At 68.9% G+C, this 14,071-nt stretch carries 12 protein-coding genes and 1 rRNA gene; 7 read left to right on the forward strand and 6 right to left on the reverse strand.

Annotated features, from left to right (window positions below):
* Window positions 1-180 precede the first annotated feature (180 nt).
* Both ETD86_RS45665 and ETD86_RS45670 read right to left on the reverse strand, forming a co-directional pair.
* Window positions 181-1,686 carry a CoA-acylating methylmalonate-semialdehyde dehydrogenase gene (locus ETD86_RS45665; protein ID WP_138672880.1) on the reverse strand — a complete coding sequence of 502 codons (1,506 nt, stop codon included), beginning with the start codon at window positions 1,684-1,686 and terminating at the stop codon, window positions 181-183.
* Window positions 1,683-2,963: an aspartate aminotransferase family protein gene (locus ETD86_RS45670; RefSeq protein WP_138672881.1), complete on the reverse strand. Its 1,281-nt coding sequence runs from the start codon at window positions 2,961-2,963 to the stop codon at window positions 1,683-1,685. The genes ETD86_RS45665 and ETD86_RS45670 overlap by 4 nt, the downstream gene beginning before the upstream one ends.
* A 236-nt stretch (window positions 2,964-3,199) precedes the next feature.
* On the opposite strand from ETD86_RS45670, the gene ETD86_RS45675 reads away from it, so the two are divergent.
* Window positions 3,200-3,898 carry an alternative oxidase gene (locus ETD86_RS45675; protein WP_138672882.1) on the forward strand — a complete coding sequence of 233 codons (699 nt, stop codon included), beginning with the start codon at window positions 3,200-3,202 and terminating at the stop codon, window positions 3,896-3,898.
* Here the strand turns inward: ETD86_RS45675 and ETD86_RS45680 are convergent.
* The gene (locus ETD86_RS45680; protein ID WP_138672883.1) at window positions 3,895-5,343 is read right to left on the reverse strand and encodes an MFS transporter; all 1,449 of its coding nucleotides are present in this window, start codon (window positions 5,341-5,343) and stop codon (window positions 3,895-3,897) included. The two genes, ETD86_RS45675 and ETD86_RS45680, sit on opposite strands and share 4 nt — an antisense overlap.
* Before the next feature lie 55 nt (window positions 5,344-5,398).
* Here ETD86_RS45680 and ETD86_RS45685 point away from each other — a divergent pair, with 55 nt between their 5' ends.
* From ETD86_RS45685 to ETD86_RS45700, 4 genes are read left to right on the forward strand one after another with little or no spacing between them, the layout of a single operon-like run.
* Window positions 5,399-6,100 carry a TetR/AcrR family transcriptional regulator C-terminal domain-containing protein gene (locus tag ETD86_RS45685; RefSeq protein ID WP_138672884.1) on the forward strand — a complete coding sequence of 234 codons (702 nt, stop codon included), beginning with the start codon at window positions 5,399-5,401 and terminating at the stop codon, window positions 6,098-6,100.
* 13 nt (window positions 6,101-6,113) lie between these two features.
* A complete protein-coding gene (locus ETD86_RS45690) occupies window positions 6,114-7,742 on the forward strand; it encodes an AMP-binding protein (RefSeq protein WP_138672885.1) in 1,629 nt (542 codons plus the stop codon).
* Window positions 7,743-7,799: 57 nt separating this feature from the next.
* Window positions 7,800-9,416 (forward strand): PucR family transcriptional regulator, encoded by a 1,617-nt coding sequence (locus ETD86_RS45695; RefSeq protein ID WP_138672886.1) that lies wholly within the window; start codon window positions 7,800-7,802, stop codon window positions 9,414-9,416.
* A 27-nt stretch (window positions 9,417-9,443) separates the two neighbouring features.
* A complete protein-coding gene (locus ETD86_RS45700; RefSeq protein ID WP_138672887.1) occupies window positions 9,444-9,818 on the forward strand; it encodes a cupin domain-containing protein in 375 nt (124 codons plus the stop codon).
* A gap of 85 nt (window positions 9,819-9,903) precedes the next feature.
* Here the strand turns inward: ETD86_RS45700 and trpS are convergent, their stop codons facing one another.
* Complete coding sequence (trpS, locus tag ETD86_RS45705; protein WP_138672888.1) at window positions 9,904-10,866, reverse strand: tryptophan--tRNA ligase; 963 nt, start codon at window positions 10,864-10,866, stop codon at window positions 9,904-9,906.
* 265 nt (window positions 10,867-11,131) lie between these two features.
* On the opposite strand from trpS, the gene ETD86_RS45710 reads away from it, so the two are divergent.
* Window positions 11,132-12,610 carry a phosphodiester glycosidase family protein gene (locus ETD86_RS45710; protein ID WP_138672889.1) on the forward strand — a complete coding sequence of 493 codons (1,479 nt, stop codon included), beginning with the start codon at window positions 11,132-11,134 and terminating at the stop codon, window positions 12,608-12,610.
* 84 nt (window positions 12,611-12,694) lie between these two features.
* Here the strand turns inward: ETD86_RS45710 and ETD86_RS45715 are convergent, their stop codons facing one another.
* On the reverse strand, window positions 12,695-13,153 hold the full coding sequence (locus ETD86_RS45715) for an Lrp/AsnC family transcriptional regulator (RefSeq protein WP_138672890.1): 459 nt from the start codon (window positions 13,151-13,153) through the stop codon (window positions 12,695-12,697).
* Between the two features lie 103 nt (window positions 13,154-13,256).
* Here ETD86_RS45715 and ETD86_RS45720 point away from each other — a divergent pair, with 103 nt between their 5' ends.
* On the forward strand, window positions 13,257-13,889 hold the full coding sequence (locus ETD86_RS45720) for a LysE family translocator (protein ID WP_138672891.1): 633 nt from the start codon (window positions 13,257-13,259) through the stop codon (window positions 13,887-13,889).
* Window positions 13,890-13,948: 59 nt separating this feature from the next.
* On the opposite strand, the gene rrf is transcribed toward ETD86_RS45720, so the two are convergent.
* Window positions 13,949-14,065: ribosomal RNA gene (gene rrf, locus ETD86_RS45725) — 5S ribosomal RNA — on the reverse strand.
* Window positions 14,066-14,071 lie beyond the last annotated feature (6 nt).

Raw genomic sequence — 14,071 nt, forward strand, 5'->3', positions numbered from 1 at the left:
GCGTCGGAGTGGGGGCCGGGGTGGGAGTCGCCGCGCCCATGCAGGCGACCAGCGCCGATGCGGCGAGCGCCAAGGCATAAGTACGGCGGCGATGCACGATGTCCCCCTCTGTCCGGTGCCTGGGAGCTTACCGGGGACCGGGCCGGGAGGACGCACGTCGCTCCCGACCGGAATCGCGACTTACTTGTTCGTGGGGAAGCCCAGGTTCACGCCGCCGTGCGAGGGGTCGAGCCAGCGTGAGGTGACGACCTTGCCACGGGTGTAGAAGTGCACCCCCTCGGTGCCGTGCACGTGGGTGTCGCCGAAGAGCGAGGACTTCCAGCCGCCGAAGCTGTAGAAGGCCATCGGGACCGGAATCGGCACGTTGATGCCGACCATGCCGACCTCGACCTCGTTCTGGAAACGCCGGGCCGCGCCGCCGTCGTTGGTGAAGATCGCGGTGCCGTTGCCGTAGAGGCCGCCGTTGATGACCTCCAGCCCCTCCTCGTACGAGCCGACGCGCACGATCGACAACACCGGACCGAAGATCTCGTCGGTGTGCGTGCGCGAGCCGGCGGGCACGTGGTCGAGCACCGTCGGCCCGAGCCAGAAGCCCTGTGTCTCCGCCGCCCTGCCGCCGCCGAGCACGGGCGTCTCGCGGCCGTCCACGACCAGCTTGGCGCCCTCCTCGACACCGAGGTCCAGGTAGGAGGCGACCTTGTCGCGGTGCGCCGCGGTGACCAGCGGCCCCATCTCGGACTTCGGGTCGTCGCCCGGGCCGATCACGAGCTTGTCGACCCGCTCCACGATCTTCTGGACGAGCTCGTCGCCGATCGGGTCCACGGCCAGGACGACGGAGATCGCCATGCACCGCTCCCCCGCCGAGCCGAACCCCGCCGACACCGCAGAGTCCGCCACCAGATCGAGGTCGGCGTCCGGGAGCACGAGCATGTGGTTCTTGGCGCCACCGAGCGCCTGCACGCGCTTGCCGTGGGCGGTGCCGGTCTCGTAGACGTACTTGGCGATCGGGGTGGAGCCGACGAACGACACGCCGCGTACGTCGGGGTGCTCGAGCAGCCGGTCGACGGCGACCTTGTCACCCTGCACGACGTTGAACACGCCGTCGGGCAGCCCGGCCTCCGTCCACAGCCGCGCCATCAGCAGCGACGCGGACGGGTCCTTCTCCGACGGCTTGAGCACGAAGGTGTTCCCGCAGGCGATCGCGATGGGGTACATCCACATCGGCACCATGGCGGGGAAGTTGAACGGCGTGATCCCGGCCACGACACCGAGCGGCTGGCGGATGGAGTAGGAGTCGACCCGGGTCGAGACGCCCTCGGAGAAGCCGCCCTTGAGCAGGTGCGGGATGCCGCAGGCGAACTCCACGACCTCCAGTCCGCGGGCGACCTCGCCGAGCGCGTCGGCGTGTACCTTGCCGTGCTCGGCGGAGATCAGCGCGGCCAGCTCGTCGCGGTGGGCGTACATGAGCTCGCGGAAGCGGAAGAGCACCTGGGACCGCTTGACCAGCGACGCGTCCCGCCAGGCGGGGAAGGCCGCGACGGCGGCCGCCACGGCCGCGTCCACGTCGGCGGCCGAGGCGAGCGCGACGTGCCCGCTGACCTCGCCGGTCGCCGGGTTGAACAGCTCGGTGGTACGGGCGCCGCCCTCGTACGGTGCGCCGTTGATCCAGTGCCTGACGGATTTCACTGTGCTGCTGCCTCTGCGTTGATGGTTTCCAGGGCGGTGACGATGATGCCGAGGCCCTCCACGGCCTCCTCCACCGTGAGGGTGAGAGGCGGGGCCATGCGGATGGCGGTGCCGTACAGGCCGCCCTTGCCGGCCAGCAGCCCCGCCCTCTTGGTCACCTCCATGAAGCGGGCCGCCTGGGCGGGCGACTCCAGCTCGACGGCGAACATGAGGCCCTTGCCGCGGACGCCCTTGACCACGGGCAGCCGCTGAGCGGCCTCACGCAGTCCCCGGATGATGATCTCGCCGGTCCGCGCGGCGTTGGCCTGCAGGTCGTGGTCGAGCACGTAGTCAAGGGTGGCGTTGGCGGCGGCCATGGAGATCGGGTTGCCGCCGAACGTGGACAGGCCCACGGCGTGCGGCGCGTCCATCAGATCGCCCCGCGCCACGATGCCGCCCACGGCGAACCCGTTGCCCAGCCCCTTGGCGAAGGTGATCATGTCCGGGGTGACGCCGTGGTTCTCGATGCCGAAGAACGCGCTGCCGGTCCGTCCCCAGCCGGTCTGCACCTCGTCCGAGATGAACAGGATGCCCTGCTCGTCGAGGACCTCCTTGTACGCGGCGAACAGCCCGTCGGGCGCCATCGTGAACCCGCCCACGCCCTGGATCGGCTCGGCGATCAGCGCGGCCACGTCGTTGGAGACCGCGGTGGCCAGCACGTGCCGCAGGTCGTCCACGCAGGCGGCGATGTAGTCGGCGTCCGACAGGCCCTTGAACTGCGCCAGGTGCCGGTCGGCGCCGTGCAGGAAGTGCACGTTGAGCGGGGAGAGCGAGTTGTTCTTCCACGACCGGTTGGAGGTGACGCTGATCGCGCCGAAGCTGCGCCCGTGGTAGCTCTGCCGCATGGCGAGCACCTGGTCGCTCTTGCGGGCGTACGTGGCGAGCAGCAGCGCCGTCTCGTTGGCCTCGGTGCCGGAGTTGGTGAAGAAGACCTTGGCGTCAGGGATGCCGGAGAGCCGCGCGATCTTCTCGGCCAGCTCGATCTGGCCGCGCAGCAGGTAGACGGTGCTGGTGTGCACCACCCCGGTGGCGAGCTGGCGCTCGACGGCCTCGCGCACTTCGGGCACGTCGTAGCCGATCATGTTGGTCAGGATGCCGGCGAAGAAGTCCAGGTAGCTCTTGCCGTCGGCGTCGATGACCCGGTTGCCCTTACCGTTGACGATCTCGATGGGCTCGTTGTAGTTGAGTGCCAACCAGTTGGGCATCACTGCCCGATGGCGCGCGAGTAGCTCCGACATGGTATCGAGTATCCCGTCCTGGTCCTCGTCCTCCTATCCGCAAACTGTCGGCTTGCGGCTAAATCAGGTTACAACCCGTAAATCCACCCCTTAGGGGATCTCCCGTGCGCCTGGCGATGTACATCAGGACCGCTCGCTACGCCGCCGGAAGCACTGGAGAAGACCACTGGCGGGCGACGCCCCGGAGCACCTCTCTCGACCACTATCGGATCATCCGAACCGAAGGAGAGATCGAGATGACCATCACCGTCGACCACCGGCCCGCCGCCCCGTCCGGACCGCCCAAGCTCGACCGCGAGCAACTGCGCCGCGCCCAGCAGGACACCCTGGACACCCCGCGCATGAAGTACAGTCTGCTGGCCAAAATGATGTTCAAGCCCGTGGATCTCATGTACGGCAAGAAGGGCTCGTACACGAAGTTCGCCATGCTGGAGATCATCGCGCGGGTGCCGTACCAGGCGTGGGAGCGGATGGGCTACTGGGCGGTGCACCGGCACGCGGGCCGCTCGGCGCTGGCCAAGCGGGTTTTCGAGCGGATCGTGGAGGCCCGCGCCGACCAGGACAACGAGCAGTGGCACCTGCTGATCATGCAGGATCTCGTGCAGCGCACCGGGCAGCGGCAGAACTGGCTGCTGCACAAGGCGGCGCCGTGGGTGATCGCGTTCTTCTACTACCACGTGTCCTGGGTGTTGTTCCTGGCCAGGCCGGACTGGAGCTACCGGCTGAACGCGGAGTTCGAGGACCACGCCGAGCACGAGTACATGACGTTCGTGGCGGAGAACCCGGACCTGGACTTCGTGCCTGACCCCGGCACGTACGCCGCCGAGTACGGCCGCTACCGCTCGGTGGCCGACCTGCTCCGGCAGATCGGCCACGACGAGCGCACCCACAAGCTGGACAGCCTGGAGAGCATGCGGGAGCCCCGTGTCCGCTAGACCGTCTCGTGCTCGGGGGCCGCGACGGGCTGGGCGGGGCGCAGCACGGACATCGCGAGCAGCGCGGCGGCCACGCAGAACGCGGCGCCCACCCATGAGCCGAGGTGCATGGCGGAGGTGAACGCCTCGTTGGCGGCCTCGGGGAAGCCCATGAGGTGCGCGGCCCCGATGGACTCCCTGGCCTCGGCGGGCAGTTCGGCAGGCATCTGCGAGGTGTACTGCCCGGCCAGCACGCTGCCGAGGATGGCGATGCTCAGCGCCATGCCGACCTGCTGGACGGTGTCGTTGAGCGCGGAGCCGACGCCGGCGTGCTCCATCGGGATGGCTCCCATGAGCGAGGCGTAGGCGGAAGGGCCCGCCAGCCCGCCGCCGATGCCCATGATCACCAGCCCGATGAGCAGCGGCAGGTATCCGGTGGTCATCGCCATGACGACGAACCCTCCCGCCATCAGCAGCAACCCGGCGCCGATCAGCACCCGGTTGCTCACCTTCTGCCCGAGACCGGCGCCCACGCCGTTGAAGACGGCCGCGGCCACGGCATAGGGCAACATCGCCAGGCCCGCCTGCATCTCCCCGTAACCCAGCACGAACTGGAGGTATTGGGTGAGCATCAGCATCACGGCGCCCGCGCCGAACGCCATCAGCAGGATCGAGAACGACGCGCCACTGAAGTTGCGGTTGGCGAACAGGTGAAGCGGCAACATCGGCTGCTCCCGCGTGCGCTCCCAGACCACGAAGGCGGCCAGGGCGATGACCGCCACCGCGATGAGGGGGATGTTCCACTCGCGCTCGATGATCACGTAGACGGCCGCGGTGAGGCCGACGATCGACAGCCCCACGCCGATCGGATCGATCTTCCGCCCGGTGCTGCGGCTCTCGGGCATGAGCACGACGGCGGCCACGATGGCGATGGCCGCGATCGGGACATTCAGCAAGAAGACCGAGCCCCACCAGTAGTGCTCCAGCATGAATCCGCCCAGGGTCGGACCCGACACCATGCCGACCAGGGCCACGGCGCTCCAGGACGCCATCGCTTTGCGCCGCTCGCCCTCGTCGAACACGGTCATCAGGATCGACAGCGTGGACGGCATGACGAGCGAACCGCCGATGCCCATCAGCGCCCGGGCGGCGATCAGTTGCCAGGGCTCGGTGACGAGCACCGCCAGCAGCGACGCGCCGCCGAAGAACGCCAAGCCGATGATCAGGAAGAGGCGGCGGCCGTACTTGTCGGACAGGCTGCCCGAGGTGAGCAGGAGCCCGGCGTAGGCCAGCACGTACGCGTCGATGATCCACTGGATGTCCGACGGGGTCGCGCCCATTTCCTCGTTCAGCGAGGGGATGGCGAGGTTCAGGATGGTGTTGTCCACCACCAGGACCAGCAGCGCCAAGCACAGGACGACGAGGATCCACCAGCGACGGGGGTCTCGTACAGTGTTCGAGTTCACTCGCACACTGTACGACAACTCTCGCACAGTGTGCGAGTGCCTTTATCCTGAGGTAATGAACGCCAAGCAGTTCACCTCCGTCTGGACCCGCGATCCGCGAAAGACCACGAGCCCGGGCCGTAGCCGCGAGGAGATCGTCAAAGCGGCGATCGAGCTGCTGGACGAGGAGGGCCTGGACGGCCTGAGCATGCGTAAGCTCGGCGCGAAGCTCAGCGCGGGCGCCACCAGCCTCTATTGGTACGTCGCCAACAAGGACGAGCTGCTCGAGCTGGCCTACGACGAGATGTGGGGCGAGCTGACGGTGCCCGACCCCGAGGAGGTGGGCTGGCGCGAGGCCGCCTCGGTCCTGGCTTACAGCATGCGCCAGGCGATGCTGCGCCACCCGTGGTCGGCCGACCTGCTCGGCCGGCTGCCTGCGCTCGGCCCCAAAGCGCTCCAGGCGGCCGACCGGATGCGCCGGGTGTTCGCGACGGCCGGATTCAAGGGGATGGACGTCGACTACGCCACCTCCACGGTCACGGCCTACGTCTACGGGACGACGCTTCCCGAGGTCGCCTGGAACAACGCCATGGACCGTCACGAGTACGACCCGGACGAGATGCGCACGATGCTCAGAAAGGCCGCCAGGGACTTTCCCGACATGCTCGAACGCGTCAACACGGAGATGTACGACGATCCGGCCACCGTCCGTGCAGTGGCCTTCGACTTCGGTCTGGTGTCTGTGCTCGACGGCCTTGAGCGGCGGCTGACGACGTAGCAGGATCCGGGACATGGACGATTTCCGTGCCGCCCGCGACTTCCTCCTCCACGCCGACCTCGCCACCGCGCGGCGCGACTTCCGCTGGCCGGAGCTCGCCGAGTTCAACTGGGCGCTCGACTGGTTCGACGGCGTGCTGGCCGCCGAGACGCCCGACGCCGTCGCGCTCAAGATCGTGGGGTCGAGCCGGGCCGCCTACACCTTCGCCGGGTTGTCGGCCCGCTCCAACCAGGTCGCGAACTGGCTGCACGAGCAGGGAGTGCGCCGGGGCGACCGGATCCTGCTCATGCTGGGCAACCAGGCCGAGCTGTGGGAGGCGCTGCTGGCCGCGATGAAGCTCGGCGCGGTCATCATCCCCGCCACGACGCTGCTGACGGACAAGGACATCGTCGAGCGCATCCAGCGCGGCGGCGTCTCCCACGTGATCGCGAACGCGGCCGACGCCGGCAAGTTCGGCACCGGGGAGTTCACGAGGATCGCTGTAGGGGACGCCTACAACTGGTTGCCGTATCACGAGGCGTACGGGGCGCAGGAGGACTTCACCCCCGACGCGCCGACGTCGGCGGGCGACACGCTGCTGCTCTATTTCACCTCCGGCACCACGTCCCAGCCCAAGCTGGTCGAGCACACGCACGCGTCCTATCCGGCCGGGCACCTGTCGACCATGTTATGGATCGGGGTGCGGCCCGGCGACGTGCATCTCAACGTGTCCTCGCCGGGGTGGGCCAAACACGCGTGGAGCAACGTGTTCGCGCCGTGGAACGCCGGGGCGACCGTGCTGGTCCACGACTACCAGCGCTTCTCCGCGCCCGCGCTGCTGGAGGTGCTGCGGGACGAGCGGGTCACCACGTTCTGCGCGCCGCCGACCGTGTGGCGGATGCTCATCCAGGAGGACCTGGCGGCATGGAAGCTGCCGCTGCGTACGGCCGTGGCCGCCGGCGAGCCGCTCAACCCTGAGATCATCGACCAGGTGGCCAAGGCCTGGGGCATCACCATCAGGGACGGCTACGGCCAGACCGAGACCACCGCGCAAATCGGCAACGCGCCGGACGAGCCGGTCAAGCCCGGATCGATGGGCAGGCCGCTGCCCGGCTACGACGTCGTCCTCATCGACCCGGTCAGCGGCGAGCCTGGGGACGACGGCGAGATCTGCCTGCCGCTGGACGAGCGCCGCCCGCTGGGGCTCATGGCGGGGTACGTCGGCGCCTCCGCCGAGGCCACGCGGGACGGCTACTACCACACCGGCGATGTCGCCACCCGCGACCAGGACGGTTACCTCACCTACATCGGCCGGACCGACGACGTCTTCAAGGCCTCGGACTACCGCATCTCGCCGTTCGAGCTGGAGAGCGTGCTGCTGGAGCACGCGGCCGTGGCGGAGGCGGCCGTGGTGCCCGCGCCCGACCCGGTGCGGCTGGCGGTGCCGAAGGCGTACGTGACGCTCGCGCCCGGGTTCGAGCCCGGCGAGGAGACCGCCCGATCGATCTTCGAGCACTGCCGGCGGGAGCTGGCGCCGTACAAGCGGGTGCGGCGGCTGGAGTTCGGCGAGCTGCCCAAGACGATCTCCGGCAAGATCCGCCGGGTCGAGCTGCGCGTGCGGGAGCCTCGGCGGGAGTTCCGCGACGAAGACCTTTACTCCTGACACAACGTAAATGTCTGCATAGCCGTTATTACAGATTGATCGGCTAGGCTCTGCCCCGTGCTGCCCACCATTGCCGACGTCCTTGCCCTGGATACCGTGCGTCGGGGCGGCCCGCGAGTGGTCGCGGGCGGGGACCGGCTGGACACGAAGGTCCGGTGGGTGCATGTCGGCGAGATCGCCGACATCGCCAACCTGCTGCGTGGCGGCGAGCTGGTGCTGACCACGGGCGTCGCGCTGCCCGACGATCCGGAGAAACTCGCCGACTACATCGGCGAGCTGTCCGCCGTGGGCGCGTCGGGGCTGATCGTGGAGCTCGGCCGCAGGTTCGTACGGGAGCTGCCGCCCGCGGTGGTCAAGTCGGCCGAGGAACACGGACTGCCGGTCATCGTGCTGACCCGGGAGACCCCGTTCGTGCAGATCACCGAGTCCGTGCACGCCTGGATCATCGACATCCAGCTGGAGGAGCTGCGGGCCTCTGAGCAGCTGCACGAGGTCTTCACCGAGCTGTCGGTCGAGGGTGCCTCGCCGACCGAGGTGCTCGCTCAGGTCGCCCGGCTGTCCAACCGGCCGGTGCTGCTGGAGAACCTCGCGCACCAGGTGCTGGCCTGCGAGTCCGCGGGCCGCGACGCGGGCGCCCTGCTGGCCGGGTGGGAGACCAGGTCGCGGGCGGTGGCACCGGCCGAGCGCACCGCGTACGACCCGGCCTCCGGCTGGCTGGTCACCACGGTAGGGGCCCGCGGGCAGGACTGGGGCAGGCTGATCCTGATCTGCGACGTCGCGCCGTCGCCGCGCGACCTGGTGCTGGCCGAGCGGGCGGCCACCACGCTCGCGCTGGGCCGGCTGCTGGAACGCCACCAGGAGTCGCTGGAGCGCCAGGCCCATGGCACGATCATCACCGGCATCCTCACCCACGCCTACTCCGACCCGGACGAGGCCGCCGCGCGTGCCCGCGCGGTCGGCGTACCACTGACGGGGCGCAAGCTGATCAGCGTGGTCATCAGGCCGACCGACCCGGCCGACCAGGCGCTGGACGGCCAGGCGCAGCTCGGCGAGCTGGCCGAGGCCACCGCCGGGGCCTGCCGCGACGCCCGCCTGCCCGCCCTGGTCGGTGCGCTCGACCAGGAACGTGTGGGGGTCCTGCTGCCGCTGCCGCCGCGTACCCAGGCAGAGCCCGCCCTGACGGCGCTGTCCGAGCGGCTGCGGGTGTTGTGGCGGCCGGGATCGGCGTTCGTGCTGGCGGCCGGCTCGGTGGTGGAATCCATCAGGGACGTACGCCGTAGTTTCCTGGAGGCCGAGCAGGTCGCCGACGTGGCGGTGCGCCAGCCGGACGGCCGGGCCTTCTACCGGCTGCCGGACCTGCGCCTGCGCGGTCTGCTCCATCTGCTGCGGGACGACGCGCGGCTGCAGACGTTCGCCGAGCGGGAGTTGGCGCCGCTGCTGGCCCACGACGCGCAGCGGGGCGGCGACCTCGCCCGGATCCTGCGCATCTACCTGGACGCGGGGCGCAACAAGGCGGTCGCCGCACAGAAGGCACATCTGTCCAGGCCCGCCTTCTACGACCGCCTGCGCCGCCTCGAGCGCATCCTCGACACCGACCTCGACGACGTCGAGTCGTGTTTGTCGCTCCACGTGGCCCTGCTGGCGCTGGAATCCTTCCGCCGGGAGAACAGGTGACCGCACAGATGTGCTGGAATGGCCGATATGTCTGATGTGCTGATGCCGGACCTGGCCGACCTCGGCCGCATGCTCGCCACCGCAGGCGCGTTCTCCGTGCCCGTTCACGACGTGCGGCTGACCCCTCACGAGCTCGATCCCCAGCAGATCGTCGCAGGCGACCCCACCACGTCGTCTCTGGAGCTCGGCGACGGCCGGGGGATCTGGGAGATCACGCCGGGCGTCATCACGGACGTGGAGCGGGACGAGATCTTCGTCGTGCTGTCGGGGCGCGCCACGATCGCCGTCGAGGGCGGCGCCACGATAGAGGTGAGCCCTGGAGACGTGTGCTTGCTGGCGGAGGGCGCCAGGACGACGTGGATCGTGCACGAGACGCTGCGGAAGGTCTACCAGACCCGCTGACCCCAGGGCGGTGCCGGCATGCGGGCCACGGACTCGCCGACGTCCCCGGTGGCCGGGGTGACGTCGGCGGCAGCGGTGGCCGTCGTCAAAAGCCCATCGCGGCCCTGACCTCGTCGAGGGTACGGACCGCGCGTTCGCGAGCACGCTCGTTGCCCGCGGCCAGGATCTGCCTGGCGTCGGCCTCAGTGTGCTCGCGACGGCGTTGCCTGATCGGCCGCAGGAACTCGTTGACCGCCTCGGTGACCAGGCGCTTGAGCGCGGCGGCGCCGCCGTGCCCGATCTCGTCGGCGATGTCCTGCGGCGGGCGGTCCAGGCAGAGGCCCGCCACCGTCAGGAGGTTCGCCACCTCCGGACGGTGCGTCTCGTCGTACGTGATCAGCCGATCGGCGTCGGTGCGGGCCTTGCGGATGAGCGCGGCCGTCTCGTCCTCGGTGGCCGCCAGGTCGATCGCGTTGCCACGGCTCTTGCTCATCTTGCCGCCGTCCAGCCCCTTGAGCAGCGGCCGCTCGCCCAGCATCGCCTCCGGCAGCGGGAACACCTCGGCGTAACGCTCGTTGAAACGGCGCGCCACCAGCCGCGTCACCTCGATGTGCGGCAGCTGGTCCTTGCCGACGGGCACGAGCGTGCCCTTGCAGAACAGGATGTCGGCCGCCTGATGCACCGGATAGGTGAACATCAGGCCGCTGACCGCCTGCTGCGAGCTGTGCGCGATCTCGTCCTTCACCGTGGGATTGCGGCGCAGCTCGGCCACCGACACCAGGCTCAGGAACGGCAGCAGCAGCTGGTTCAGCTCCGGGATCGCGCTGTGCTGGAAGATCGTCACCTTCGCCGGGTCCAGCCCGATCGCCAGGTAGTCGAGCAGTAAATCGGTGATGTTGCGCTGGATCTCGCCGGGCAGGTCGCGGTCGGTGATCACCTGGTAATCGGCGATCAGGACGTACATGGGGTAGTCATGCTGCAGTTTCACGCGGTTGGCCAGCGAGCCGAAATAGTGGCCCAGATGCAGCCGGCCGGTCGGGCGATCGCCCGTGAGCACCACGTCGTTCATGCCGGTCTTCTCCTTTGAGGTCGATGCCGTCCCGGAGAGGACCCGCGCGCGCATTTCGGTGGGCCGTCTCGGAGACGGCCCATGCATGGGAAATCAGCGGCCGTCTGTCGGCCGCCACCACATGCAGATGCGTGTCATACCCAAATTGTATCCACGGGTGATGTCAATTCTGTAACCCCTCATGTGGATTTCGCGTGTTCTCCCGCCCGGGTGACCTTGATCTCGCCACTATGGTGCGGTCCCTTTACTGCCCTCTGGAGAGTTCATGTCTCGACGCACCATCGCCGGCGGCCTGGCCATAGCCGCGGCGATCACTGTCACCACGCTGCCTGCCGCGTCGGTCGCGGCAGAGCAGGCGTCGGTGAAGTTCCCGTCGGCCAGGTTCCCGCTGGGCGCCAGGTCCGTGCCGACCAAGGCGATGACCACCGTGGCACAGGGTATCGACCTGTACGACGTGAAGGCCGGCAGCTCGACCGACGGCTACACCCTGACCGTACTGATGCCGAACGGCCGCGACACGGGCACGCTCGCGAACGCCGAGACCAAGGTCGCCGAGGTGGAGGCCATCGGGGAGACCCCCAGCCTGCAGGAGATCGTCCGGCCCGCCGTCGCCGACGCACCCGCCAAGACCGAGTACATGGTGCGGGTCGGCCTGTGGTCGCTCAAGGACAAGAAGAAGGCCGACGAGGCGGCCAAGAAGTTCAAGGACGCGGGGCTGAAGGTCAAGGTCGACTACCTCGGCGACGATGGACTCAAGACCACCGGCCCGTGGAACGTCAAGGTCGTCATGATCGACGCCAGGACGTTCCGCGGCTCGTACGCGGCCTCGCTCGGCACCAGCGTCGCCAAGCGGGAGACGGTCTCGTCCATGGCCAAGGCCGCCAAGGCCGTGGTCGGGCTCAACGGCGGCTTCTTCAACATCCACACTGCCAAGGAGCTGCGCGGCGAGCCCGTCGGCGCGTCCGTGGTGGCCGGCAGGCTGCTGAGCGAGGCCGTGCCCGGCCGCTCGGCCGTCGTGCTCCAGGGCCGCACCGCCAAGATCACGGAGCTGAAGACCACGGTCACGGCGATCTCGCAGGATGGCGAGCGGGCCGCGATCAACGGGATCAACCGGGCCGCGGCCACGGACGAGCTGGTGCTGTACACGGAGGAGTACGGAGCCAACACGCCCGCCGGCGGGACCGACGTCGTCATGGACGTCAACGGCAAGATCATCGGCGTACGGGTCTCGGGCGCCGCGGTGGCCAAGGGCACACGGGTACTGCACGGCAACGGCGTGGCCGGCGACTGGCTCAACCAGCACGCCTGGCAGGACTGGACGGTCAAGGTCGACACCAAGGTCGTGGACCTGCGTACCAAGAAGGCACTCAAGCTGACCCCGGACCTGCATGTGGTCGCGGGCGGCGTCGGCCTCGTCAGGAATGGCAAGGTCAAGATCACGGCCAAGCAGGACGGCCACGACTCGATGAACATGATCCTGCGCCGCCACCCGCGCACCCTGCTCGGCGTCACCAGGAACGGCAGCCTGATCCTGGCCACCGTCGACGGCCGGCAGCCCGGGATCACCGTGGGGGCGAACTTCCATGAGGCGGCTCAGTTCATGCGGTGGCTGGGCGCGCGGCAGGCCATCAACCTGGACGGGGGCGGATCGACGGCGATGGTGGTCGGCAACAAGCTGGTCAACCGGCCGTCGGACGGGGCGGAGCGCGCCGTGGGCGATGCTCTCCTGGTCCTCCCGAAGTGATCCGCCAGCAGCACCATTGACATGGTGATACGGGGCTCGCGCGACAACACGCGCGGGCCCCGTCCGCGCGTGCGGCCACCCAGCTCATGGGACCACCGGCAGTCCCGTGTCCGGCTTTACGGCCTTCATCGCCACATGTGAGGTCACCTGTGCCACACCCGGCAGCCCGGAGAGCGTCTCGGAGTAGAACCGCTCGTAGGCCGCCAGGTCCGCCACGGCCACCCGCAGCAGGAAGTCGGGATCGCCGAACAACCGATGCGCCTCCACGACCTCCGGCATTCCTGCCACCTGACGCTCGAACTCCGCCACCGTGTCATGATCCTCATACCTCATGACCACCGTGACGAACGCCTCAAATCCGCGCCCTACCGCGGCCCCGTCCAGCAGCGCCCGGTAGCCGCGGATGACGCCGGTCTCCTCGAGGTGCCGTACCCGGCGCAGGCACGGTGACGGCGTGAGCCCGACCCTGTCGGCCAGCTCCGTGTTGCTGAGCCGCCCGTCCCGCTGAAGCTCTTGAAGAATCCTGCGATCAATCCGATCCACAGCGCAATATTCTGCCATTCCGCCCGCCGGACCAGCACAAATCCACTATCGTGTGCCAACCCTCCTGGACTACCGTCGCAAAGGTCAAGGGAGGTGGAACCTCATGGAACTCGGGTCGCTTCTGCTCTTCCTGGGCATGGACGTGCTGCTCATCTTCACGCCAGGCCCGGACATGCTGTATGTGATGGCCCGCTCGCTCGGCCAGGGCCGCCGCACCGGCCTGACGGCGGTGGCCGGTATCTGCTGCGGTTATGCGGTGCACACTGTGCTGGCCGCGGCCGGTCTCGCGGCGGCGTTGCGTGCCGTGCCCGCCGCCCTGCCCGCGATGCGCTACGCCGGCGCGGCGTACTTGGTCTTCCTCGCCGTCCGGACCCTCATGTCGTTGCGCACTTCGGCCGGCCACCCCGGTGTCGGCCCCACTTCTGAGCAACCGACCGGCGTGGTGCTGCGGCAGAGCATGCTCACGTCCCTGCTCAATCCGAAGGGCCTGCTGCTCTATCTGTCGCTGATGCCGCAGTTCATCTCGCCGGGTACGGGCGTGCCGCTGGCCATCCAGCTGACCGTGCTCGGCCTCCTGCACGTCGTGAACTGTGCCGCCCTCTACGGTCTGATCGCGGTGGCCACGGCGCGCGCCAGCCGGGCCTTGACCGGCACGCCGAAGGCCGCCCGCCGCATCTCGGCCGTGTCGGGCACGCTGCTGCTGGTCGTCGCCGCCGCCACGCTCAGCACCCACTAGCCGGGACAAATGAAAAAGCCCCGACGCGGTGGGCGTCGGGGCTTTCCCATACAAAGATTGTCCGGCGGTGACCTACTCTCCCACACCCTCCCGAGTGCAGTACCATCGGCGCAGAGAAGCTTAACTTCCGGGTTCGGAATGTAACCGGGTGTTTCCTTCCCGCCATAACCGCCGTAACCCTG

Source organism: Nonomuraea turkmeniaca (assembly GCF_005889735.1).
Classification (GTDB): Bacteria; Actinomycetota; Actinomycetes; order Streptosporangiales; family Streptosporangiaceae; genus Nonomuraea; species Nonomuraea turkmeniaca.

Bases quoted from the DNA above. Each gene is read 5' to 3' on its own strand.
- ETD86_RS45670 (WP_138672881.1), bottom strand. From the start codon at position 2,963: ATGTCGGAGCTACTCGCGCGCCATCGGGCAGTGATGCCCAACTGGTTG.
- ETD86_RS45675 (WP_138672882.1), top strand. From the start codon at position 3,200: ATGACCATCACCGTCGACCACCGGCCCGCCGCCCCGTCCGGACCGCCC.
- ETD86_RS45685 (WP_138672884.1), top strand. From the start codon at position 5,399: ATGAACGCCAAGCAGTTCACCTCCGTCTGGACCCGCGATCCGCGAAAG.
- ETD86_RS45690 (WP_138672885.1), top strand. From the start codon at position 6,114: ATGGACGATTTCCGTGCCGCCCGCGACTTCCTCCTCCACGCCGACCTC.
- ETD86_RS45700 (WP_138672887.1), top strand. From the start codon at position 9,444: ATGTCTGATGTGCTGATGCCGGACCTGGCCGACCTCGGCCGCATGCTC.
- trpS (WP_138672888.1), bottom strand. From the start codon at position 10,866: ATGAACGACGTGGTGCTCACGGGCGATCGCCCGACCGGCCGGCTGCAT.
- ETD86_RS45710 (WP_138672889.1), top strand. From the start codon at position 11,132: ATGTCTCGACGCACCATCGCCGGCGGCCTGGCCATAGCCGCGGCGATC.
- ETD86_RS45720 (WP_138672891.1), top strand. From the start codon at position 13,257: ATGGAACTCGGGTCGCTTCTGCTCTTCCTGGGCATGGACGTGCTGCTC.